Genomic DNA, 23,451 nt, shown 5'->3' with positions numbered 1-23,451 from the left:
TCTTGAGTAACAGTTGAATCGTTTTGAACAACCGCCTCATCCAGGCGTGCCTCCCATGCCTGGGTTACGCAAGGTGTATCCCAAACCGCGGCGTGTAATGATATATTTCGGTTGGCTCGGATCATCCTCAATTTTTTCCCGCAAACGGCGTATCGTTACATCTACCGTACGTACATCGCCAAAATAATCAAATCCCCAGACTGATTGAAGGAGATGCTCACGCGTCAGTACCTGCCCCTGATGTCTGGTCAAATAAACCAGGAGCTCAAATTCACGATGGGTCAGCTCCAATTGCTCCCCGACTTTTTCCACTGTATATGAATGCAGGTCGATTTCCAGCTCATGCACACGCAAAACATGCTGGCTATCCTTTTCTTCTGTCCTTGGCTGGTGCCTGCGCAGGTGGGCCTTTACCCGGGCAACAAGCTCGCGGGTGCTGAACGGCTTGGTGACGTAATCATCTGCGCCTAATTCCAGCCCCAGGACCTTATCAAGCTCCGAATCCTTGGCCGTCAGCATAATGATCGGCACATCGTGTGTTTGGCGAACAGCCCGGCATACTTCCATGCCATCACGGCCCGGCAGCATCACATCGAGTAAAATCAGATCTGGTCGTTCATCTTGTACGACGAGTAGTGCTTCCTCACCATCGTAGGCGCACACGACTTGATACCCTTCTTTTTCAAAAGTAAATTTCAAAATATCTGCGATCGGTTTTTCATCGTCTACAACGAGGAGTTTTGCCATCCCGCTCCCTCCCTTTCTCTGTTAAGGATTCCACCTGCAAAACATCTATTCCTCTACAATACACCATGTCCTCCCTGTAAAGAAGCCCTTTGGAAGTCACTCCCTGTCGCGATAGACCATCGCTAAATAAAAAAAGGGCACTCCTTTACAGAGTGACCCTCTTTTCCCCAAAAATTACTTGTCTATTTTAAGAAACGCATCGGGTTCTGAACTCGTCCATTCTGATGAACCTCAAAATGGAGATGGACACCAGTGGAGTCTCCCGTAGAACCCTTCACGCCGATTTTCTTCCCTTGTTCTACCACATCGCCAACATTCACGTTAATGGTGCTCAAATGCCCATAGAGCGTTTCCATGCCATTTCCGTGGTCGATGACGACTGCTTTTCCGTAATTGCCGTCCCATCCCGCTAAGATGACACGCCCATTGTCTGCTGCCAAAACAGAACCGGAACCGGCAATGTCAATACCTTTATGTAGTCTGCCCCAGCGTGTACCAAAACCACTGCTGATGTAGCCTTTCGCTGGCCAGCTCAAACGGCCTGTCCCACGTGAAGGAATTACTTTTGTTCCTCGCTCCATGATCTTTGCTACAGGCTGCGCAATCACATCTTGTTTAATGACTTTGCGGTCGACAACTTGTCCATTTTCTTTCACAATCTCATATTTGACCATCTTGCTGCCATCGCGGCCTTCTTGAACCACTTTGGTTTCCCCTTTTGGCAGCTTATCGTTGTTGTTGATCTGCGTCGAAAAAGCAACCGTCTCTTGTTGGGAAAGCTCTTCCTTTACCTGCACAGTCACAAAAGGACGGACCGCTGTGACGTTGATCTTTTGTCCCAGTTGAAGCAATGTATTTTCCGTAATGCCTGGGTTGTTGGCATAAATATCGTTAGACGTAATTCCGTATTTTTTGGCGATGCATCCGATGCAGTCTCCCTCGACTACGGTATGCGTCATATCTTGGAAAGTACCCTTTACGAGCAGTTCCTCCAGTTTTTCGGCAGGCAAAATTTGAGCTGCAGCTACTGATTCCGTCTGCATCTCTACGTTTTCCTTGAAAGCTACTTCTTTTATTGGGCTCGCTTGATCAGCTGACATGGATGCAGCAACTACCGCTCTTTTCTCTGGCGCTGCTGGTATACCCGAATACTTTTGCTTCACACGTGCCAACACTTCGTCTGCGGTTTTTTGATCCGGCAAGTATCCGACTGCCTTGCCGTCAACCACGAGCTTTACTGCCTGAACCTTGAGGTCTGCCATATCAGAAAGGGCTCTGACTGCCGCCTCGTTGTCAAAAGGAGCTTTGTACGTACGTTCTTCCTGGAACGTTATGTAATCAGCCAGCGTCAACGTAAGACCGTTTTTCGCTTTTTCCTCTTCCAGCTTCGCATCGGTCCACTTGTGAATGACATCAGGGCTGCTCACAACACCGATTTCCTGACCATTTATGGCCACATGGTATACCGATGTGATATTGCTTGTGTAGTAATACTGTGCGGATGCTCCTGCTGCTACCGTTATAACCAATCCCGCTGCTACGGATATGGTTTGTTTTTTATGTTCTTGGATGTAAGAGCTTGTACGTTTCAAAGTACGTTTCGCCAGATCGCTGCAATCTCGAACGATTCGTCCTGACCGTTCCTGCAGCTTGGCCTTCCATTCCGACCATTGCATAACTTGTCCCTCCTGAAAACAGACACAGCTTTCTCGTTTCTATTTCCTGAAAATTTTTAATATACCGACTAGGTCGTATATCCCAAAATTTGGTTTCCATATATCTGCCAAATTGCCTAAAGAAATCAACTATGTCGACTTTACCATAAGTTTGCCGACAACTTCAAGTGTAAATTGCCGTCGAATAAAAAATGGGGCCAAGAGTCATTCTATGTACATAGAAATGGGAGCTTTTATCATTACTGGGAGGCTGATTTCCTTGAAGGAACGAAACATTCTGGCAGGTTTTCACACGGAAGATGAAGCGGCAAAAGCAGCTGATGCGCTTCGACTGGCTGGTTTCTCCATTATTCAGATCGACAGAGTTGGACAATTTCCGGGTGACGGAAATGAGAGAATTATGAACCCCATAACTGGCGAGATCCCCTCCTTGGGGAGCATGACATTGGCAGGAGATTTTCCAAATGGACGCGATGCCAGTGTATTAGCAGCCGCGAGCCCGGATGCCAGTGGTATGGCTGATCGTGGCGATGACAACCTAAACCGCAGTGTCTTACTCACTTGCGTCGTACCCGAAGAACGAGGGGATGAGGCGACTGAAATGATTCGTTCATACGGTGGCATGGTGTAAGATAGAAACAAATAATAGCCATCTTCCCTTTCAGGCAGGAAAGATGGCTTACTTCATTTTGCTCATCTGGGGTTCACACCTCTTGCATGGAAGTAATATCTTTTAAGGCAAGCCGGCGTATAGTGGTTTTCTCGGCGTCGTTTTGTTGCTTGTATGTCGTAATAAAGCAGAGGTAGCCGTTGTTGAAATGAGTCATGGTTCCCTTGATGACGACGCCATTAAACATCTTTACCTGAACGTTTTTCCCCAGCAGCTTCATGGCTTTTTGGTCGAATCCCATCATCATGATCACCTCTTTGTTTTCTACCTATGTTTTACCATATGCCCAGAGGGTGTCGTTTTGTGTCTGTCCGCCCAAAAAAGAAAAAGCTGTCGATGATTCGACAGCTTTCTTCATGCCATAAGGCCTAAGTTTATCCGTAAATGCCACGAACAACGACGGTTTGCTCACGATCTGGTCCTACGGAGAAGATCGACATTGGGATACCAGTCAGTTGTGTAATACGCTCGATGTAGTGGCGAGCATTCTCAGGCAAATCATTGAGATTACGGACACCTGTAATGTCTTCGCTCCAGCCTGGTAGCTCTTCATACACAGGCTCGCATTTCGCCAGCATGTTGAGGTTCGCTGGGAACGATTCAATGATTTCACCATTGTATTTGTACGCCGTGCAAATACGCAGTGTTTCGATTCCAGAGAGAGTATCCAGCTTGGTGATGGCCAAACCAGTGATGCCGCTGACACGACGAGCATGACGAACGACCACGCTGTCAAACCAGCCTACACGACGAGGACGTCCAGTTGTTGTACCGTACTCAAAGCCAACCTCACGAATGTGATCGCCTGTCGCATCTGTCAGCTCAGTCAGGAACGGACCATCCCCAACACGAGTAGTATATGCTTTGGCTACACCGATAACTTGGTTGATTTTGGTCGGCCCTACACCAGATCCGATTGTTACGCCACCAGCAATTGGGTTGGAAGACGTTACGTATGGATAAGTACCTTGGTCAATATCAAGCAGTACGCCTTGCGCACCTTCGAAAAGGACACGGTTGCCACGATCAATGGCATCGTTCAAGACAACAGATGTATCGGTTACGTAAGGACGGATAATCTCGGCAAGAGCCAAGTATTCATCCAGTATTTCTTTCAATTCAAAGCCGGTAGTATTGTATAGCTTCTCCAACAGGAGGTTTTTCTCAGCCAAATTGCGCTCAAGCTTGCGAGCAAACTCGTCACGATCCATCAGATCCGCAATACGAATACCAATACGGGCTGCTTTGTCCATGTATGCTGGGCCAATCCCTTTGCGGGTAGTACCGATTTTATTTGCACCGCGGCTATCTTCCTCCACGCCATCCAGTTTAATGTGGTATGGCAGGATCACATGCGCGCGATCACTGATTTTCAAGTTGCTTGTAGAGAAACCAAAGCTGTGGATGTACTCCAGCTCTTTTACCAACGCTTTCGGGTCGATTACCATACCGTTTCCGATTACGCAGGTCTTGTCTGTATAAAAAATCCCGGATGGAATCAAATGAAGTTTGTATTTGTTACCACCAAAAATAATGGTATGACCTGCGTTGTTACCACCTTGGTAACGAGCTACTACTTCTGCACTTTCAGCTAAATAATCTGTGATTTTACCTTTACCTTCATCGCCCCACTGGGTTCCGACGACAACGACAGTTGACATCGAAAAACACCTCCTGATATAATCATGTCCTTTTGGGCCTGAAACAATCTAAGTGTACTAAACGATTTCTTCCATGTCAACGGAAAATACGAACATTTGAATTGTGAAAAGATTATATGTTCGGTAATTTATCCTGCATCAATGAACCTTCGACAGTTTATGTGATAATATGCATGAAGTTGCCACATAGAAAAAGCCGGATTTTCTCCGGCCCTCCTTCTTCCAGCTATTGTCCTGCTGCATTACGGAAGCGATGATCTAAGCTTACAAATTTATTGAATTCCTTCAAAAACGCCAGCTCTACTGTGCCTGTCGGACCATTACGCTGTTTGGCGATGATGACCTCAATGACATTTTTGTTTTCCGTTTCTTTATCGTAGTAGTCATCACGGTATAGAAACGCGACAATATCCGCGTCCTGCTCAATCGATCCTGACTCACGGATGTCAGACATCATCGGGCGCTTGTCCTGACGTTGTTCAACACCACGACTCAACTGCGACAGAGCAATAACAGGAACATTCAATTCACGGGCAATCCCTTTCAACGTACGAGAGATTTCGGATACTTCCTGCTGACGGTTGTCTCCTTTGCCGCGTCCATGAATCAACTGTAGATAGTCAATCAAAATCATTCCCAAGCCACGCTCAGCTTGCAGGCGACGACATTTGGCCCGGATATCTTGCACCGTAACCCCTGGCGTATCATCGATATAAATCGGTGCCTTCGCCAGAGTTCCAATCGCCATCGTCAGCTTCTGCCAATCATCCTCTTCCAATCCCCCGGAACGAAGTCTGGAAGCATCCAGGTTTCCCTCTGCACAAATCATACGTTGTACAAGCTGGGACGCACCCATCTCCAACGAAAAGATGGCTACTGTCTCATTTGCTCGTGCGGCTACGTTTTGCGCAACATTCAGTGCAAATGCCGTTTTCCCTACAGAAGGACGGGCGGCCAAGATAATCAGGTCACTTCGCTGAAAGCCTGCCGTCATCTTGTCCAGATCGGTATAACCGGAAGGAATCCCCGTAATATCGCCGCGCCGCTGACTTAGAATCTCAATCCGTTCATAGGTTTCGAGGAGTACGTCGCGGATCGGTTGAAAACCGCCGCTATTGCGGTTCTGACCGATTTCCATGATGTACTTCTCGGCGTCGGCAATAATCTCTGTGACGTCATCCTCGCGAGAGTACCCGTCGTTGGCAATCTTGGTTGCTGTATGAATCAATCGCCGTAAAAGCGACTTTTCTTCTACAATCTTTGCGTAATATTCGATATTCGCTGCTGTAGGAACCGAGCTTGCGATTTCCGTAATATACGTAACGCCGCCTACTTCATCCAGCAGCTTGTGGTCCTGCAATTCAGCCGTCACTGTAACCAGGTCGACAGGCTCACCTTTCTCGTACAGGTCCACCATCGTTTGAAAGATGCGCTGATGCGCTGTCTTATAAAAATCCTCCGGGCGGAGAATCTCAATGGCCGTGATTAGAGCTTCCTTGGACAAGAACACGGCACCCAGTACCGATTGTTCCGCTTCCTTGTTCTGCGGCGGCACACGATCCAAAAACAGGTCGCTCACGTCACACCTCCCATTTATTCGTCATTATTCTTCCACGACGTGTACTTTGAGAGTCGCGGTTACTTCGTTGTGCAGCTTTGCTTTGATCTGTGTCACGCCAAGCGCACGAATCGCTTCCATTTCCAACTTGCGCTTGTCTACTTTGATTTGAAACTGTTCTTCCAATGCCTGTGCCACTTGCTTGCTCGAAATAGCACCAAACAGACGGCCACCTTCGCCTGCTTTTCCTTTAATCTTTACAGTCAGCTCGCTGAACTTGGCTGCCAGCTCCTGCGCTTCTAGTTTTTCTTGCTCTTTGCGTTTTTCTTCACTGCGCTTTTGAGCATCCAATGTTTTTACATTGCTATCTGTAGCTTCCTTTACCAAATTGCGAGGCAACAGGAAGTTGCGTACATATCCTTCTGAAAGGTCCTTTACCTCACCTTTTTTTCCTTGGCCTTTTACATCTTGAAGAAAAATGACTTTCATCATCGTTTCCCCCTTTTTATATTGGCCTAAACGACCGTATCAATTGCTTCTTTCAAGCGTTTTACTGCTTCCTTCAAGGAAACACCCTCGATTTGTGTTGCGGCTCCAGTCAGGTGGCCGCCACCGCCCAAGAGTTCCATGATGGACTGGACATTGATGTCGCCCAACGAGCGCCCGCTAATCAAGATCGTACCATCCGCTCGCTCTGCGACGACGAACGAAGCCTGAATACCTGAGAGAGTAAGCAGCTGCTCCGCAGCTTGAGCTACTTGTACTTGTGTATACTCCTCAGAAGGATCGCCCACAGCGATCGCCATGTTATCCCGATACGTTTCGGTGTTCATGATGATTCGCGCTCGCTTCACATACTGATTCAGGTCTTCTTTTAACAACCGCTGTACCGCGGCTGTATCTGCTCCATTGCGTCTGAGGAACGACGCTGCTTCAAACGTTCGTGAGCCTGTGCGGAACGCAAAGCTTTTGGTATCAACCACAATCCCTGCTAGTAGCGCAGTTGCAATCAGGTTATCAATGTTCAAGCGTTCACTCTGATACTGTAATAGCTCTGTTACCAGCTCGGAAGTAGACGACGCGTACGGCTCCAGATACAACAGGACAGGCTCAATGAATTCCTCTGAGCGTCGGTGATGGTCAATTACCACAATCCGACTGGTTTCACTGAGCAGCTTGGGTTCAATCACGAGTGACGGACGATGCGTATCGACGACCACGAGCAACGTACGACCTGTGATAAGTCGTATCGCCTGCTCCGGCGTGATGAACGTATCAGCCAATTCTTCATTGGCATAGATTTCTCGCATAAGCCGTTCAACAGAATTATTTCCTTCGTCCATAACGATGTAAGCGGCTTTTTTGTGCAATTGCACAGCTTTTAGTACACCCAAAGAAGCCCCAATGGAATCCATGTCAGGCTGTTTGTGGCCCATGACGATTACATGCTCGGCTTCGTGAATCAAGTCACGCAGCGCATGCGCAATCACACGAGCACGGACACGTGTCCGTTTTTCCACCGCATTCGATTTGCCACCGTAGAAAGTTAGCTTGTTCCCCACCTTGACTGCGCTTTGGTCACCACCGCGACCCAAAGCAATATCCAAGCTGGATTGCGCCATTTGTCCCAATTCGATATAGGTGCCAGCTGCCGCGCCTACCCCGATACTAAGCGTAATCGGAATCTTGTTGTCAGCCGTCATCTCCCGCACCACATCCAAAATGTCAAAGCGCGTTTCTTCCAATTTATCAAGCGCTTCCCGCTCCATCAGCGCCAAAAACTTGTCGGCCGTGATTCGGCGAAGATATATGCCATGTTTGTTAGCCCACTCGGTAATCACACCAGCGACACTCGTAGATAAAAGTGTACGGCTCTGATCATCCATTACTTGTCCAATCTCGTCCAGGTTGTCGAGATGAATAATAGCAAGGGCGGCCTTTTCACGATGGTATCGAGTCGTCAGTTCCTTGAAGTCCGTAATGTCCTTGAAGTACAGGAGACGTTCATCGGCCCGAACCAAGACCTCGTATACCCGTTCGTTGTAAGTAAATTCCAGACGTTTTTGCTCTGGTTTCCAAGTCAGCTGGGGAAATACCTCCTGGAGGTTCTTCCCGATCAACAGTTCATCCCCTGACATGTGTGTCATGAATGGGTTAACCCACTCAATTGCCTTTTCCTCGTTGTATAAAAGGATTCCGATCGGAAGTTCCGAAATGACGCCTTCTCCCGCCTTTTTCACACGGTGTGTGACAGTAGCCAAATAAAGGCGCAAATCTCGTTGGAACCCCTTTTCAGCTTGAAGGGCATAAATAACAAGGCCAATCAAGCAGATAATGCCGATCGCCCCGTACATCCAATGGTGCAGGGTTAAAATTCCCAATAGCAACAAGCCAAAGCTGAGTGCCAGGACCATATGCATCCCGTACCAACGCTTTAACAGGAATTTGGGCATTTCCTCAGCCCCTCTTCACTCTTGTTTCCAATTTATCCCGCAAACGAATACCTAGGTCAAATATCCCTACTAGACTCAGTATAGTGGCTAGAGGCGGAAAAATAAATAGACAGACAACAAGCACTGGAGTCAATCTCTTCCATCCATACAAATACGCTGCAAACAAACAGAAACTAAGACCCTGTAGAGTAAAAACAGCGTCTAACATTACTTTTACGTTTAAAATCGCACTTTCCCAAAACGTTCCCTGCATGCTCTGCCCAAACACCAGCATGCTGATCATTGCAATGAAATAGTAGTACAGCAGCGACCTCGGAAAGTTCCATTCGCGGATTGGCTTTAATGCTGGCACCGGTCTACGTAACCTTTTTCCGATCAGGCGTGCCACTCCATGGACAATGATGCTAAATAGGAAGCTTACAATGACCATGCTTGTTGGCAAAATCATCTTGCCGAGCTCCATGGCTTGATCATACTGCTCTTGAGGCATGAACGGCGGTTTTAAACTCGCAGCCTGTTTCATGACAGCGTCAAAGCTGGTCTGCAAGCCAAAATTCATAAAGGCTAGCATAAAAACGATGCCGAGGAATATAACACCTGCTCCCGCTGCAATCGCAGGGAGTGCCGTCCCTTTTTTTGTGTAGGTCATTCCCATGACTGATCCTAAGATCGCCGACAAGAGGGCAAGAATGGCGGTGATAGGGCCAGTGACGATCCACCCCAGAAACGCAAAAGCAAGGGAGATCCATACCATGTTAGGCATAGTCCGATTCATGGCCAATAATAAAAACGGCAAAGGAATCAAGACAATGACTAGCACGCCTAGCACTGTGTATGTGGCGAGAAACAACAGTACGAGGGCAATCCCCAGCATTACAGCATTTTCGGCCAATTGCTTGGTTTTTGAAGGCATGTTCGCACCTCATTTGAGTAACAAAACGGCATGACCGTTTTGTTGACCGCGAGCGGTCAAATCTTTTATGAAAAAACGTCTTGACGTTTTTTACCGAATAATAAATATGGAAAAAAGAGGGCCACGCAATTGTGTCCCCCTTTTTATAGCTTGTGCGAATTATTCAGTCGTGTAAGGCAGAAGCGCTACTTGACGGGAGCGCTTGATCGCGATTGTCAGTGCGCGTTGATACTTCGCGGAAGTACCAGTCACACGACGTGGCAAGATTTTACCACGCTCGCTGATGAATTTTTTGAGCAAATCAACATCTTTATAGTCGATGTGCTTGATTTTGTTGACTTTAAAGAAGCATACTTTACGACGCTTATTAGGACGTCCTTTGCGTGCCATAATAGTCCCTCCTTCTTAGGAATGTGAAAGTTATACGATTTTTAGAATGGCAAGTCATCATCTGAAATGTTGATCGGCTTGCCTGCACTCGCGAAGGGATCCCCAAACGGATCTAAGTCGTTGTTTCTCTGGCCACTCTGGCCGGACGGTTTATTACCACCGCTAAAGCCCGGTCCTGGATCGTATCCAGAATTATCTCCACCGTTATCATTGCCTCGACCGCCCAAAAATTGAACGTTCTCCGCAACGACTTCCGTTACGTATACCTTTTTTCCTTCTTTATTATCGTAGGAGCGCGTTTGCATACGTCCCTCGATGGCTGCTTGTCTACCTTTGCGCAAATAGCTTGCACAAAGATCGGCGAGTTTTTGCCAAGCGACAATATTAATGAAATCGGTTTCTCTCTCGCCCGCTTGATTGGTGCGGGGACGATTGATAGCCACGGTAAAAGTAGCAACGGCAACGCCATTAGGCGTGTAGCGAAGTTCAGGATCTTTCGTCAGGTTGCCGATGAGAATGACTTTATTCATCTTGGTTCCCCCTCTGATCGCGACAATGATTACTTCTCATCACGAACGAACATAAAGCGGATTACATCGTCATTGATTTTCATCAGACGCTCAGCTTCCGCTACTGCATCGGATTTCGCTTTGAAGTTCATCAAAACGTAATAACCTTCACGGAACTTATTGATTTCGTACGCAAGACGGCGTTTACCCATTTCTTGAAGCTTAGTGATTTCGCCACCGTAGTTGGTCACAACATCGCTGTAACGAGCTACATTGGATTTCACTTTCTCTTCTTCAAGGTCTGGACGCAATACATACATTACTTCGTATTGACGCATACCTTTTCACCTCCTTATGGACTTTGCGGCCCTATTGGGCAAGGAGCGAGTGCTTTAAAACGAAACGCACAAAACATGCACTCCATAAATACTCGCATTATCGTATTATAGCAAAGCGACTCTCTCGAAGCAAGATTTTCGTTCTAGACATTGAAACGGAAATGCATAACATCTCCATCTGCTACTACGTACTCTTTCCCTTCAAGACGGTACTTTCCGCGCTCGCGGGCTGCTGCAACGGACCCAGCATCTACCAGATCATTGTAAGCAATTACTTCGGCGCGAATGAAGCCACGCTCAAAGTCTGTATGAATGACACCTGCTGCTCCTGGAGCCTTCATCCCTTGTCGGATTGTCCATGCGCGAACTTCCTGTACACCAGCAGTGAAGTAGGTAACCAATCCTAGCAACTCGTAAGCAGCACGAATCAAACGATCAAGTCCAGACTCGGAAAGACCCAGCTCCTCGAGGAACATCTCTTTGTCTTCGCCATCGAGCTCAGCGATTTCTGCCTCTACCTTCGCACTGATGACAACTACCTGAGCACCTTCGTTAGCTGCGTGCGCGCGTACGGCAATCACATGCGGATTGCTGTCTGCATCGTGGATTCCGTTTTCTGCTACGTTGCATACGTACAGCATCGGCTTGATGGTCAAAAGATGCAAATCGCGAATCCATTTGCGCTCGTCGTCATCCAGTTCAACGCTGCGTGCTGCTTCGCCCTCTTCAAAAGCAGCTTTCAGGCGCTCCAAAACATCCAGCTCCTGCTTGGACTCTTTGTCACCGGATTTCACCTTGCGGGCGATACGGTCAATCCGACGCTCTACGGAATCCAGGTCGGCAAAGATCAGCTCCAGGTTGATTGTTTCGATATCGCTCAAAGGGTCTACGCGGCCCGATACGTGGGTAATATTTTCATCCTCGAAGCAGCGAACCACGTGTGCAATCGCGTCTACTTCACGGATGTGGCCGAGGAATTGGTTACCCAGACCCTCTCCCTTGCTCGCCCCTTTTACCAGTCCAGCAATATCTACAAATTCAAACGCAGTCGGAACTACTTTGTTTGGAACTACAATTTCTGTCAGCTTTTCCAGACGCGGATCTGGTACCTCAACGATTCCCACGTTCGGATCTATCGTACAGAACGGATAGTTCGCCGATTCTGCACCCGCTTGCGTAATCGCGTTAAACAAAGTCGACTTGCCTACATTGGGAAGACCTACAATCCCACAAGATGCACCCATCTATATACACTCCCTTATCAACATCATGACATCCTACTAAGTATATAGATTTGGTTTTAAGAATACAATTGTCTCCTTGTGGTAACCATGAGTCCCGAACAGGGGCTTTCAAGCTGCTTCGATGTGTTTTTTCAAGCATAAATCAAGCTGGTGGGACAAAAAAAGAAATGCTAGACTGGATGGCAGTATCTAATTCGGATCATTTTTCATGAGGTGACTATGTAATGAAGCTCTTACTGCTCGGTGCAACTGGTCGTGTAGGCAGCCATGTCCTCACCCATGCACTTGAAGATGGCCATGAAGTGACGGTACTCGTCCGTTCTCCGGATAAGCTTTCACATGTACTAGCTGAAAACCTTCGCGTTTTGACCGGAAATGTTCTGGAAAAAAGCGATGTGGCTGCTGCTATGCGTGGTATGGATGCCGTCATCAGTGCTCTGAATACGGATGGAACCACAACCTTGTCAAAAGGAACGCCCATTATAATTGAAGCAATGAAGCAAGAGGGCGTCCCACGGATCATTACGGTAGGTACAGCCGGCATCCTGAAAAGCAGAATCTCTCCTGAGCTCCTCCGCTATCAATCCAGTGAATCAAAACAAAAATTGACTCGCGCTGCCGAAGAACATCACAAAGCGTACGAATTGCTCGCGGGGTCAGGCCTTGCGTGGACAATTGTTTGTCCCACCTACTTACCGGACGGCATCTATACTGGCACCTTCCGGGTAGAAGCTGATTACCTGCCCGAAGGTGGCGCCCAAATTTCAGTTCCGGATACCGCTGCATGTACCTATCAACAACTCGCCAGCCTGGATTATGTACGGACTCGGGTCGGCATCGCGTATTAATTTGACTAGTCAGGCACGCCAAAGGCTCCCTCTCCAAGTGAAAGGGAGCCTTTTTACAGTCTGAGTCCTACTTCTCGTTTACCAGCTTTTCCAGCTCGTTTAATGTTTCCTCAAAAATCTCCATAGCCTGCTCGATTGGCTTGGACGTGGACATATCTACTCCAGCCGCTTTCAACACCTCGATTGGCGGCGCGGAGTTGCCCGCCTCCAGGAAGTTGGTGCGAATGCGATCTACAGCCGGTTGACCTTCATCCATGATTTGCTTGGCAAGCGCCTGTGACGCGGCAAAGCTCGTCGAGTATTGATAGACGTAGTACTGATAGTTGAAGAAGTGAGATACACGCGCCCATTCCATCGCAATCTCATCATCAGAAACCATGTCTTTGCCGTAATATTTTTTGTTGATGTCCAGGTAAATCTTCTTGATTGCTTCCGCATTGAGGGATTCCCCTGCCTGCTCCTTATCATGGATCGCCTTTTCAAACTCAGCGAACTGTGTCTGCCGGAACAAGGTCGAGCGGAAATTCTCCAGATAATGATTCAGGAGATACATTTTTTCTTCCTTCGTTTTCGCCTGCGCGTACATGTTCTTGAAAAGAAGCGTTTCATTCATAGTGGAAGCCACTTCTGCGGTAAACGTCGGGTAATTAGACGAAATGTACGGCTGATTTTTATTGGTGTAGTACGATTGCATAGCATGTCCCATCTCGTGCGCGATCGTATAAACGTCATCGAGCGTTCCCTGATGGTTTAACAATACGTATGGATGTGTGTCATACGCTCCCCATTGATACGCCCCGGTCCGTTTGTCATCGGTTGAGTAGACATCGACCCAGCCGGCATCCAAGCCGTCCGCCAGCACTTTTACATATTCGTCTCCCATAGCCTGCAGCCCGTCTACGACAATCTTTTTCCCTTCGTCAAAGGAAATGTACTTGTCATCGGACGGCACAATAGGTACATAAATGTCGTACATGTGCAGCTCGTTTACGCCAAGCATTTTCTTTTTCAAGGAAATGTAGCGGTGCAAAAGCGGCAGGTTATCGTTCACAGTGTCAATCAGTTCATCGTATACCTTGGTCGGGATATTGTTCGGTGTCAAACTTGCCTCCAGTGCAGACTTGTAATTACGTGCATCTGCATAGAAGTTGTCTCCCTTAATTTTTGCAGCCAAGGTTTGGGCAAAAGAATCTTGGAAATCAATCAATGCGCTGTAGTATGCCTTGAACGCATCTTTTCTCACGCGCTGATCCTTGCTTTCCATATAGGAAATGAAGTTGGCGCGGGTAAGCTGTACTTCCTTGCCACTCTCATCCTTGATTTTGGGAAATCTCACGTCTTTTGAAAGCATACCGTATATATTAGTTGCGGAGTTGCCCAGTGGTGATGATTTAGCCAAGAGTTCCTCCATCTCTTTAGACAGAGAATGTGGTTTAGTCCGCAGCATGTCCTCTAAAAACAGCTTATAAGGCGCCACCCTCTTGTCGGCAAGCAAGCTCTTCATTTTTCCATCAGGAATCGTAACAATTTCAGGCTGAACCCAAGCGGTTTTTTCTGAGACCAGTGTGTACATTTTTTCTGCACGGTCTGCCAGCTTTTGCAGATCCGAATTGGCGGAGTTCACATCCAGTGACATGTTCGCGTATACGTACGCTTTATCATTGATACGCATCATATCGATGTAGTCTTCAAAAGCCTTTACCAACGCATCTGCGGATTTACCCAGTTTGCCTTGATGCTTGGTAAATGCATTCGCCATCGCTTCTACTTTGGCCACGTCTTTTTCCCATTCCTGCACAGATGGATAAATATGATTCAGCTTCCATTTGTACTGGTCAGGTATTTCTGCTCGTGTTTTGTAGTCAGGTGCTTTTTCCGCTGCAAATGCTACTGCTGACGTACTGTACGGAATAAAGGGAACCGATACGGTGGTTAACGCAATGGCTAGAGCCGTGATTGATGCAAACGCTCGCTTTTTCAAATCTCAATCGCCCCTTTTCGTCTTCTTTATCTTTTCCAATTTCTAGATAATGTAATTACGTGATATATAGACGAAACTCCTTCTTATTAATAAAAATATTTTAAATATTTATTAAGAACAGTTAATTTATCCAGAGAATTATCGCTTTTGTGGATAAACCTGTGGATAACTTATCGTTTTTCCTCTTTTCATCCCCAATCGAACTATCCACAAACCCTTTTTGTCAGAAAAGTTGTCCACATTTTCTGTGGATAGCTTGTGTATAACTTATTTTCCTTCGAACCGGGACATCCGCCCATACCTCTTTTCCCATTCCGACATAGCATGAATATTGAAACTAGGGTAGGAGGTGTTAGCAAGTGGGTATCTTTAACGGCTTCGACGATTTCGCGCTGATTTTGGTTCTCTTCATCCTTCTCGTTATCGTAGGTTGTGAATGTGACTAAGCTTCCCGCTGCGATCCTGGCCTATCTGAAGGTAAGCTTGCACGAAAATGCAGCCTTACCTTCACCACCACACATAGATCATTTACAGGCCGTATAGCCGGTGTGGAATGATCAGTAATGACATCAATAATGACATCTGTACTTTCAACCGGGAGATATATCTGATTGTACAAAAAAAGGATGCGCCTTCATTGGCTCATCCTTTTTCACCTTTATTTAGCCCCTGTAGCAAAACGTGACGATTGTGATGGATTCACGTTGCCTGCCGCGTCTTTTAGCTGGCCCGCGATCACGCTTACCTGATAGCTCGTATGAGGAAGCCAGGCTCCCCCTTTCGGCTTTATCGTTACGGTTCGCTTACTTTTGTTCCACGTAACAGTATGTGAAACCTGCGAGCCTTTGGCATCTGTGATTCGTACTAGGGTCGCCACTGTTTTACTGGACAGAATGTTTCCATCCGTCAGAAAAACTTCTTCTGCAAATTGAAGCGTTACTTTGTCTTGAAGCTTCACTTGTTTCGCTCCGTCTCCCGGCAGTATCACCGCTTTTGGAGCGATATTATCCACAGGATTTTTTGTTGCGAATGTGCTGCTTACCTCAGGATTTAACTGGCCCTTTGCATCCTTCAGCTTTTTTTCTAGCAGAGTCACTTTATATGATTGACCTGCTTCCATATTTCCTACAGGATCCACCGTTATTGTTCTGTTTGTCTTGTTCCATTTTGCCGTGAACGGGACTCGCTTTTTCTTGGCATCTGTCAGCTGCACTACAGATAACAATGTTTTGTCGGTCATTTCCTTACTGTTCGCCAGCTTGATTTGCTGGGAAAAAGACAGCGTAATGACGGCTTCAGGGTCGATCTGAGCTGTTTTGTCCGTGGGTGTTACCTTGACTCCCCAGTCACTCTCCCCTTTTGCCCATGCAGACTGTGTCATCAGTAGTAAAAGACCTAGCACACAAATGAAATGCAACCACCTGTTACCCATCCTCTTCATCGTACACCTCCTGTAGTTTCGGCAAAGCCCCACTTTATCGCGGGTTCATTGGCCATTACAGGCATTGTAGGAAAAGACAGACGGGTAGTTCAAAAAATCTTTCTGATCAAGATTCTGGCTCTTCCTCTGCCCGAATCAATATTTTTTTCAGTTTCCGTTCAAATTCCAGACGCGGAATCATCACGCTATGCTCACAACCCGTGCATTTGATGCGCACGTCCATGCCCATACGGATTACTTTCCACGCATTCGTACCGCAGGGGTGCGGCTTCTTCATCTGAACGACATCCCCCAGCCCAAATAGCTTCCGTTCCATTCTCTCTTTTTCCCCCCTGAGTTATGCTTGTCCTTTTCCTGGCATAGCGACAATTTTGGGATATGGTATCTGGATACCACGCTTGGTAAATTCGGTTCTGATCATCGCTCGCAAATTACGATTAACCCCGTGGTGCGTATTTGGCTTGCATTCAGCCGTAACCCGCAAAATGACCTCCGATGGTCCCAAAGCATGCACACCCAAAATCTGCGGATCCGCTACGATATCTGTCAGCTCTGTTTTTGCTAACTGCAAAACTTCCTTTAACACCAGCTCGACCTGATTCAAATTTTCTTCATAGGCAACGGACACATCTACGACAGCAAGCGTATTCTGCAAAGAAAAGTTAGTCACTTGTGTAATGATGCCGTTGGGGAAAATATGTACCTCCCCTGTCCAACTGCGTACCCGAGTAATCCGCAAACCTATCTCTTGTACCGTTCCCGTCAAATTGTTGATGGTTACAACATCTCCGACAGCAAACTGATCTTCAAATATAATAAAGAATCCGGTAATAATATCTCGAACCAGACTTTGCGCGCCAAAGCCAACTGCCAACCCGAGTACGCCTGCGCTCACCAGAACTGGCTTTAAGTCGATCCCCAAAAGCTGCAAGATCATCAGAATCGCTAAAAAGTACAGTGTGTAACGTACGACGTTATTAACTAGGACGCGCATCGTATCCACGCGCCGTTGGTCTATCTGCAGCTTGCTTCCTTGGCGATGCTGAAATATCCGGTTGACTGCGGCTTGCACCACAGACACCACGATTCGCGAAATCAGGATAATCGCCGCAATTTTTAATACAACCATCCCTATGTTTACCCACATGTCGGCGTCGGTTACATATCCATACACCTGGGCATAGATGGTTTCAAAAAAGCTTTCTTTCTTCATTCCTTCCGCTCCTTTTGGTTCCCATCCTCGTCAATTTCTCGATAAAAATCAGAAAACTGCCGAAAATAGCCGCGTACGACCACTTGTTGTTCTTCCATGATTGTTTTGGCTTGTGAGTAATCTGGCATTGGAAACTCAATGGAAAGCGCACAGCCTGCCGTTATCTCTTTTGGCGTCGGTCTTGTGTCTATGTCTATATCCGCGTACTCCAAAAGCATTTCTGCTCGCAAGGCTTGCTGTGTGGAGTCAAACGCGATCAGTACGGTCTTTCCCCCCATTCATCTCCCTCCTTTTTGGTATGTCCATTTTGGTTTGCATGGCACCTGACTTGCTTCTCCCCTTATTGTACCTGTTCAACTTTGCTCTTGCTAGTTTCGCTGATTTTTCAAAACTTCCGTAACCTTCCCATTAGCTGGTATAAAAATGACTCTTCGGTACTATACTGTGAATACTCTTTACATCTTTGAAGAAAACCTCTATCGAGGCCTGCTCATGGATGAGCGACCGCGTTTTAGCAGAAGATTATTCTTGCTGAACCAGGAAGCAGGTACGAAGAAGTTTATACTTTCTGATTCAGTAATCAAGACCGCAAGAGTGGAGGTAGCCATGAATACATTTGGTAATAGCAAAGAATGTTTTTTGCCACCTTTTAAAGTGGAATACCGTAGTGAAAACGCAGACAACCATCTGGCCAGGCACCTTGCGCAACGCTTTCGTTTAACACCGTTTGAAGATGACATTGTCATTGTGTGTATTGGGACAGACCGTTCTACAGGCGATGCTCTCGGCCCTCTGGTAGGAACAAAGCTGCAAACGAAAACAATCCGAAATTTGCACGTATATGGAACGTTGGACGATCCGGTTCATGCCATGAATTTAAAAGACAAACTCGAATTCATTCAAGACTCGCATTCCCAATCCACGATTATTGCGATTGATGCCTGTCTGGGGCAGTTTAGCCATGTAGGCAACATTAATGTCATCAATGGTCCGCTGAAGCCGGGTGCTGGTGTGAAGAAGGAGCTTCCTCCCGTTGGTACCTTCCATATTACAGGTATCGTCAATGTCGGTGGCTTCATGGAGTATTTTGTGCTTCAGAATACGCGTCTTGCTGTTGTCATGAACATGGCAGAAATTATCGCTTCCGGGCTATCAAAAGCAGCTATGCTGGCTTCCACACAAAGCAAATTAGACAGTGTCCTTCATGACTAATGGGATTGCGAGTGATTTTTCAAAACAGCAGCATACTCACTTAGACTTGTTTTCCTTCTTTTTCAGGAAACAGGTCTTTTTTTCGAGTATTTACTTCAATACCTGTCACGGGTCGTCCGACAGCCATGCCTACGCGTATAATGTTACCAGCACCTGCTGCCACCAGTCCAAATATACAATCTTGACCTGATTGCTGAACTCCATTGCTCACTTCATGAACGGTACCGTCGCCACCTACTGCAATGATTTTTTTACTCCCTCTTTTTGCATGAGCTCTTTTGTTCATTTTCGAGCCTCCCGCCCCAGATAGTCTTCCTGACATGATCATGCGTTCTTTGCCCCTTTAGCGCCCGCTCTGAGCGATTCCAGACTTTTCTCCCTTTGTTATTTCCCGATTCGAGATTGACGATAAAAAGAATCATCGTTACTCTGGCACCGGCTCGCTTTTCCATGCTATCCGGTTTATTATCGCATGTGATTTTTTTCTTTAACAGCCACAATTTCTAGAATTGAACACGTTACCTTTCCATACCATTTTCCCTGCTGCTCCACTTTTCTTTGCAAAAAAAAGAACTCTTTCCATTTGAAAGAGCCTTCAAGTTCGTTATGAAAACAGCTTGGAAAACCACTCCATGAACGGAACACCTAGTGCGGCAATAAGTAATGCTGGCAGCATGTTTGCTACGTTTATTTTCTTTATTTCTAGGACATTGATCCCAATTGCAATAATCATCAAGCCACCAACAGCTGTTAGTTCCACCAACATCGCATCCAGCATCGTTTCGCTCACAACACTGTAGATTTGTGTAGATAACATCGCTATCAATCCTTGGTACAAAAACACGGGAATCGCCGAGAACAACACGCCAATCCCCAACGTGGAAGTGAAAATAATGGCTGAAAATCCATCAATTAAAGCCTTTGTAAATAAAATATCGTGATTGTTACGCAGTCCACTATCCATCGCACCTAATACACCCATGGCGCCAATGCAGTAAACCAGAGTAGCAGTTACAAATCCGTTGGCAATGCCCCCTTCTTTGCCCCCGCCCAGCTTTCTTTCCAACCACTGACCGAGCTGATTGAGGCGTTTTTCGATTCCCATTACCTCTCCTAGAATCGCACCCAATACGATACTCACAATTACCAGTAAAAAGTTGTCCGAGCCCAAGCTCATTTTGATGCCGAGCACGATGACGGCTAAGCCAATCCCTTGCATGACAGTTTGACGTATTGACTCTGGTATACGGGTCAAAAGACATCCTAACAAGGAACCAGCCACGATGGCAGCCGCATTGACCAGGGTTCCCAACAAGATCACGTATGTTTCCTCCTACAGATGCCCTACACGAACGCAGATGATATTTCTTGAACCGCGTTAATAAGCGCCTCTACGTCTTTGTCTGAATTAAAAATACCGAAGCTGGCGCGAACGGCTCCTCGCTGATCTGTACCTGCTGTTTGATGGCCAAGTGGCGTACAATGATAACCCGATCTGGTGGCGATTCCGTATTGCTGATCGAGGATAAACGAAACCTCTGAAGCATCCACTTCGCCGATATTAAATGCAACGACTCCTACTCGCTTTGTTTCGACACCTGGTCCATACACAATCACTCCTGGTATCTCCTGTAACTTAAGAATCGTTTGTTTTACCAATTCCCATTCGTGTTGACGAATGTTGTCCACGCCTTTTTCCATGACAAAAGCGACACCAGCCTGTAATCCAGCCAATCCGACAGTATTTACGGTACCGCTCTCGTAACGATCAGGTCTTGTTGTCGGCTGTTCGATCGCCTCTGACTGACTCCCTGTCCCGCCATGAATTAATGGCTCTAGGTCAATGTCATTATGAACGTAGAGACCACCCGTTCCTTGAGGTCCATACAAGCCTTTATGCCCCGGGAAAGCAAGCATGTCGATATGCATCTCTTCTACATCGATTGGCAATACACCAGCTGACTGTGATGCATCTACTAAAAACGTAATTCCTCGTTCTTTTGCCAGCTTGCCTAATTCCTCGACTGGTAAAATGACCCCCGTCAAATTTGAAGCGTGACTGACGACCAACAGACGCGTATTGGGCTGAATTGCTTTTTCAAAGTCTTCCAGATGGAAATGATGATTGCTTCTCGGCTCTATAAACGTTGCCTCAACTTGACTGGTTCGGCGCATATACTCAATGGGACGTCTCACGGAATTATGTTCTACTGAGGAAGAAATCACATGATCTCCGGCCTTCAAGAATCCTTTGATCGCCTGATTAAGCGCCTGTGTGGCATTTAGATAAAAAAAGAGGTTATTCGGGTTTTGAATCCCAAACAACCGCGATAACTGCACCCGTGTACGAAACACAGCTTTACTCGCTTTCATCGCCAACGTATGCCCGCCTCTGCCAGGATTGGCGGCATAATCTTCAATGACCTCAGCCATCATTTCCTTGACCGCAGGCGGCTTTGGCCAGGTAGAAGCTGCGTTATCCAAATAGATGATCGCCATGACTACCTCCTAGGCTCATTTCTCCGCATTTAATATATCTATAATTCGTTGCAAGTCTTCCTGTGAATAGAAGTCGATTTCGATTTTGCCTCGTTTTGTCCCTTTTTTGATTTTGACCGATGTTCCAAAACGGCTGCGCAGCCGCTCTTCCATAGCGATCAATATCGGCTCGTTTTTCGTTGTCTTTTTCTTCTTTGTTTCACGTGAAACATTTAGTTGTTTCACCAGTTCTTCCAATTGACGGACACTTAGTCCTTTATCTACGACATCTTTTGCTAATTGCTGCTGTACCTTTTCCTCATTGACAGTCAGCAGGGCGCGAGCATGACCCATCGACAAATCTGCTGACGATACCATTTGGCGAAGCCCCTCTGGCAATTGGAGTAACCGCAACATATTTGCTACATGTGGTCTACTCTTTCCAATCCGTTTGGCAAGCTGCTCTTGGGTATATTCATGATGCGCAATCAGCTTTTCGTAGGCTTCTGCTTCTTCAAGTGGATTGAGATTTTCCCGTTGCAGATTCTCAATCAGGGCGATCTCCATCAATTGCTGATCCGTATAAGCTTTGACCACGACTGGAACCTGTTTCAACCCTGTCACTTTCGCAGCTCGTAACCGTCTTTCTCCCGCTACTAGTTCATACCCCTTAATGCTTTTCCGTACAATCAGAGGTTGGATAATCCCGTGTTCCTTAATGGACGCTGCTAATTCATCAATGGCTGATTGTTCGAATTCTTTGCGGGGCTGATACGGGTTGGGACGGATCTCATTTACGGAAACTTCTTTTACCTGTTCCCCTTCCTCGATGAGATTGGACGTAATTAGTGCATTCAGCCCTTTTCCCAAACCTCTGCTCATACCCCTACCACTTCCTTCGCCAAATCAGTATAGACTTCCGCACCTCTTGAGCGGGGATCGTACGTAATAATGGCTTGTCCGTGTGACGGTGCTTCACTCAGACGAACATTGCGTGGAATGATCGTCTTGTATACTTTCTCTTGAAAGTACTTTTTCACTTCTTCAATGACTTGTATCCCCAGATTCGTCCTTGCATCTAGCATTGTCAATACTACACCTTCAATCGCTAACTGTGAATTGAGGTGTTTTTGCACCAGTCGAATCGTATTTAGCAATTGGCTTAATCCCTCCAGCGCATAATACTCACACTGGATCGGTATTAGGACAGAATCGGAAGCTGTCAATGAATTTACAGTCAAAATGCCCAAAGATGGCGGGCAGTCAATAATCACGTAATCATACTTGTCCTTAACCACTTCCAGAGCTTTTTTCAAACGAACCTCACGGGAAATTGTAGGAACAAGCTCTATCTCGGCACCTGCCAGTTGTATGGTTGCAGGAATAATCATCAATCCTTCGATGTCAGTAGGCAAAGTGGCATCGACGGGGCTGATGTCATTAATCAGTACATCATAAATGCAGTACCGCACATCGGCTTTGTTAACCCCGATTCCGCTGGTTGCGTTCCCCTGTGGATCAATATCCACCAGCAGCACCTTTTTCCCCAATGCGGCCAGACAAGCACTTAGATTGACGGACGTAGTCGTCTTCCCGACGCCGCCTTTCTGGTTCGCAACCGCAATGATTTTACCCAACTTCTCCACCTCATTTTTTTCGTGTAGGAAAGTTTGAGAGCGTCATCATAACCGACTCTTACCGCTCCTCACTTTCCAAAAAACCGTAACTGATTGCATGTACCTAGCTCGTAACCGGCTATAACAATCGACTACTATGCAAAAGTAATTATAGATGCAGACTTTTTTAGCAGCCCACACATGATTTGTCATGTGTGGCACTTCGTTATGCGTTCCTGAAAATGTAAGCAAAAACCTTTTCGGACTATGAAGTACCTAAACTGTGCTATCCGCTAAAAACCGGCCATATCAGACTGGCGGAAAAGCAACCACTGTTTCGAATAAGGTTTTTTTCTCGGTATTACCCATGTTACCAGATTTGTTGGTTGCTCGTACGCTGTTTTTTTGATAAAGAGCCAATTTGCCCTTCGTTTTTGTCCGAAAAAGATGCAGATGTCCCTTTTCTCATAGGCTAAGCAGGTGATAAGCCCCAAATATTGCTA

At 46.6% G+C, this 23,451-nt stretch carries 26 protein-coding genes; 4 read left to right on the top strand and 22 right to left on the bottom strand.

What is annotated here, in order from left to right:
- Positions 1–36: 36 nt before the first annotated feature.
- Positions 37–747 (bottom strand): response regulator YycF, encoded by a 711-nt coding sequence (yycF, locus tag ACIFQN_RS07225; RefSeq protein WP_429832357.1) that lies wholly within the window; start codon positions 745–747, stop codon positions 37–39.
- Between the two features lie 182 nt (positions 748–929).
- Positions 930–2,423 carry a peptidoglycan DD-metalloendopeptidase family protein gene (locus ACIFQN_RS07220; protein WP_429832356.1) on the bottom strand — a complete coding sequence of 498 codons (1,494 nt, stop codon included), beginning with the start codon at positions 2,421–2,423 and terminating at the stop codon, positions 930–932.
- Between the two features lie 259 nt (positions 2,424–2,682).
- Between ACIFQN_RS07220 and ACIFQN_RS07215 the strand changes: the two genes are divergently transcribed.
- Positions 2,683–3,054: a hypothetical protein gene (locus ACIFQN_RS07215; RefSeq protein ID WP_429832355.1), complete on the top strand. Its 372-nt coding sequence runs from the start codon at positions 2,683–2,685 to the stop codon at positions 3,052–3,054.
- Between the two features lie 73 nt (positions 3,055–3,127).
- Here ACIFQN_RS07215 and ACIFQN_RS07210 read toward each other — a convergent pair whose 3' ends face one another.
- From ACIFQN_RS07210 to ychF, 10 genes are all read right to left on the bottom strand, one after another.
- A complete protein-coding gene (locus ACIFQN_RS07210) occupies positions 3,128–3,334 on the bottom strand; it encodes a hypothetical protein (protein WP_429832431.1) in 207 nt (68 codons plus the stop codon).
- A 133-nt stretch (positions 3,335–3,467) separates the two neighbouring features.
- Positions 3,468–4,754, bottom strand: a complete 1,287-nt coding sequence (locus ACIFQN_RS07205) for an adenylosuccinate synthase (RefSeq protein ID WP_429832354.1) — start codon at positions 4,752–4,754, stop codon at positions 3,468–3,470.
- Between the two features lie 226 nt (positions 4,755–4,980).
- Entirely contained in the window at positions 4,981–6,333 is a 1,353-nt protein-coding gene (gene dnaB, locus ACIFQN_RS07200) for a replicative DNA helicase (protein WP_429832353.1), read from the bottom strand.
- 24 nt (positions 6,334–6,357) lie between these two features.
- Positions 6,358–6,801 carry a 50S ribosomal protein L9 gene (gene rplI, locus ACIFQN_RS07195; protein ID WP_429832430.1) on the bottom strand — a complete coding sequence of 148 codons (444 nt, stop codon included), beginning with the start codon at positions 6,799–6,801 and terminating at the stop codon, positions 6,358–6,360.
- 26 nt (positions 6,802–6,827) lie between these two features.
- Positions 6,828–8,765: a DHH family phosphoesterase gene (locus ACIFQN_RS07190; RefSeq protein ID WP_429832352.1), complete on the bottom strand. Its 1,938-nt coding sequence runs from the start codon at positions 8,763–8,765 to the stop codon at positions 6,828–6,830.
- Between the two features lie 4 nt (positions 8,766–8,769).
- The gene (locus ACIFQN_RS07185; RefSeq protein WP_429832351.1) at positions 8,770–9,678 is read right to left on the bottom strand and encodes a DUF2232 domain-containing protein; all 909 of its coding nucleotides are present in this window, start codon (positions 9,676–9,678) and stop codon (positions 8,770–8,772) included.
- A 159-nt stretch (positions 9,679–9,837) separates the two neighbouring features.
- Positions 9,838–10,068 carry a 30S ribosomal protein S18 gene (rpsR, locus tag ACIFQN_RS07180; RefSeq protein WP_049740480.1) on the bottom strand — a complete coding sequence of 77 codons (231 nt, stop codon included), beginning with the start codon at positions 10,066–10,068 and terminating at the stop codon, positions 9,838–9,840.
- Between the two features lie 41 nt (positions 10,069–10,109).
- Positions 10,110–10,598, bottom strand: a complete 489-nt coding sequence (locus ACIFQN_RS07175) for a single-stranded DNA-binding protein (RefSeq protein ID WP_429832350.1) — start codon at positions 10,596–10,598, stop codon at positions 10,110–10,112.
- Between the two features lie 29 nt (positions 10,599–10,627).
- Positions 10,628–10,915, bottom strand: a complete 288-nt coding sequence (gene rpsF / locus ACIFQN_RS07170; RefSeq protein ID WP_429832349.1) for a 30S ribosomal protein S6 — start codon at positions 10,913–10,915, stop codon at positions 10,628–10,630.
- 143 nt (positions 10,916–11,058) lie between these two features.
- Positions 11,059–12,159 carry a redox-regulated ATPase YchF gene (gene ychF, locus ACIFQN_RS07165; protein ID WP_429832348.1) on the bottom strand — a complete coding sequence of 367 codons (1,101 nt, stop codon included), beginning with the start codon at positions 12,157–12,159 and terminating at the stop codon, positions 11,059–11,061.
- A gap of 224 nt (positions 12,160–12,383) precedes the next feature.
- On the opposite strand from ychF, the gene ACIFQN_RS07160 reads away from it, so the two are divergent.
- Positions 12,384–13,007 (top strand): NAD(P)-dependent oxidoreductase, encoded by a 624-nt coding sequence (locus ACIFQN_RS07160; protein ID WP_429832347.1) that lies wholly within the window; start codon positions 12,384–12,386, stop codon positions 13,005–13,007.
- Positions 13,008–13,074: 67 nt separating this feature from the next.
- Here the strand turns inward: ACIFQN_RS07160 and pepF are convergent, their stop codons facing one another.
- Positions 13,075–14,988: an oligoendopeptidase F gene (gene pepF, locus ACIFQN_RS07155; RefSeq protein WP_429832346.1), complete on the bottom strand. Its 1,914-nt coding sequence runs from the start codon at positions 14,986–14,988 to the stop codon at positions 13,075–13,077.
- Between the two features lie 359 nt (positions 14,989–15,347).
- Between pepF and ACIFQN_RS07150 the strand changes: the two genes are divergently transcribed.
- The gene (locus tag ACIFQN_RS07150) at positions 15,348–15,434 is read left to right on the top strand and encodes a YjcZ family sporulation protein (protein WP_429832429.1); all 87 of its coding nucleotides are present in this window, start codon (positions 15,348–15,350) and stop codon (positions 15,432–15,434) included.
- Positions 15,435–15,646: 212 nt separating this feature from the next.
- Here the strand turns inward: ACIFQN_RS07150 and ACIFQN_RS07145 are convergent, their stop codons facing one another.
- From ACIFQN_RS07145 to ACIFQN_RS07130, 4 genes are all read right to left on the bottom strand, one after another.
- Entirely contained in the window at positions 15,647–16,429 is a 783-nt protein-coding gene (locus tag ACIFQN_RS07145; protein WP_429832345.1) for an Ig-like domain-containing protein, read from the bottom strand.
- Between the two features lie 106 nt (positions 16,430–16,535).
- On the bottom strand, positions 16,536–16,745 hold the full coding sequence (locus ACIFQN_RS07140; RefSeq protein WP_429832344.1) for a DUF951 domain-containing protein: 210 nt from the start codon (positions 16,743–16,745) through the stop codon (positions 16,536–16,538).
- 21 nt (positions 16,746–16,766) lie between these two features.
- Complete coding sequence (locus tag ACIFQN_RS07135) at positions 16,767–17,642, bottom strand: mechanosensitive ion channel family protein (protein ID WP_429832343.1); 876 nt, start codon at positions 17,640–17,642, stop codon at positions 16,767–16,769.
- Positions 17,639–17,920 carry a DUF3343 domain-containing protein gene (locus tag ACIFQN_RS07130; RefSeq protein ID WP_429832342.1) on the bottom strand — a complete coding sequence of 94 codons (282 nt, stop codon included), beginning with the start codon at positions 17,918–17,920 and terminating at the stop codon, positions 17,639–17,641. The genes ACIFQN_RS07135 and ACIFQN_RS07130 overlap by 4 nt, the downstream gene beginning before the upstream one ends.
- 328 nt (positions 17,921–18,248) lie before the next feature.
- On the opposite strand from ACIFQN_RS07130, the gene yyaC reads away from it, so the two are divergent.
- Positions 18,249–18,854, top strand: coding sequence for a spore protease YyaC (gene yyaC, locus ACIFQN_RS07125; protein WP_429832428.1), 606 nt, complete (start codon positions 18,249–18,251; stop codon positions 18,852–18,854).
- A gap of 40 nt (positions 18,855–18,894) precedes the next feature.
- Here yyaC and ACIFQN_RS07120 read toward each other — a convergent pair whose 3' ends face one another.
- The 5 genes from ACIFQN_RS07120 to ACIFQN_RS07100 all read right to left on the bottom strand — a co-directional run bounded on the left by ACIFQN_RS07120 (position 18,895) and on the right by ACIFQN_RS07100 (position 22,969).
- Positions 18,895–19,140, bottom strand: a complete 246-nt coding sequence (locus ACIFQN_RS07120; protein WP_429832341.1) for a diacylglycerol kinase family protein — start codon at positions 19,138–19,140, stop codon at positions 18,895–18,897.
- A 318-nt stretch (positions 19,141–19,458) separates the two neighbouring features.
- Entirely contained in the window at positions 19,459–20,175 is a 717-nt protein-coding gene (locus ACIFQN_RS07115) for a DUF554 domain-containing protein (RefSeq protein ID WP_429832340.1), read from the bottom strand.
- A 23-nt stretch (positions 20,176–20,198) separates the two neighbouring features.
- Positions 20,199–21,353, bottom strand: coding sequence for an aminotransferase class V-fold PLP-dependent enzyme (locus ACIFQN_RS07110; RefSeq protein ID WP_429832339.1), 1,155 nt, complete (start codon positions 21,351–21,353; stop codon positions 20,199–20,201).
- Between the two features lie 15 nt (positions 21,354–21,368).
- Positions 21,369–22,214, bottom strand: coding sequence for a ParB/RepB/Spo0J family partition protein (locus ACIFQN_RS07105; RefSeq protein WP_429832338.1), 846 nt, complete (start codon positions 22,212–22,214; stop codon positions 21,369–21,371).
- Positions 22,211–22,969 (bottom strand): ParA family protein, encoded by a 759-nt coding sequence (locus tag ACIFQN_RS07100; RefSeq protein ID WP_429832337.1) that lies wholly within the window; start codon positions 22,967–22,969, stop codon positions 22,211–22,213. The genes ACIFQN_RS07105 and ACIFQN_RS07100 overlap by 4 nt, the downstream gene beginning before the upstream one ends.
- Positions 22,970–23,451: the final 482 nt, after the last annotated feature.

Source organism: Brevibacillus sp. NRS-1366 (assembly GCF_050467985.1).
This window is presented reverse-complemented; position numbering and strand designations above follow the sequence as displayed.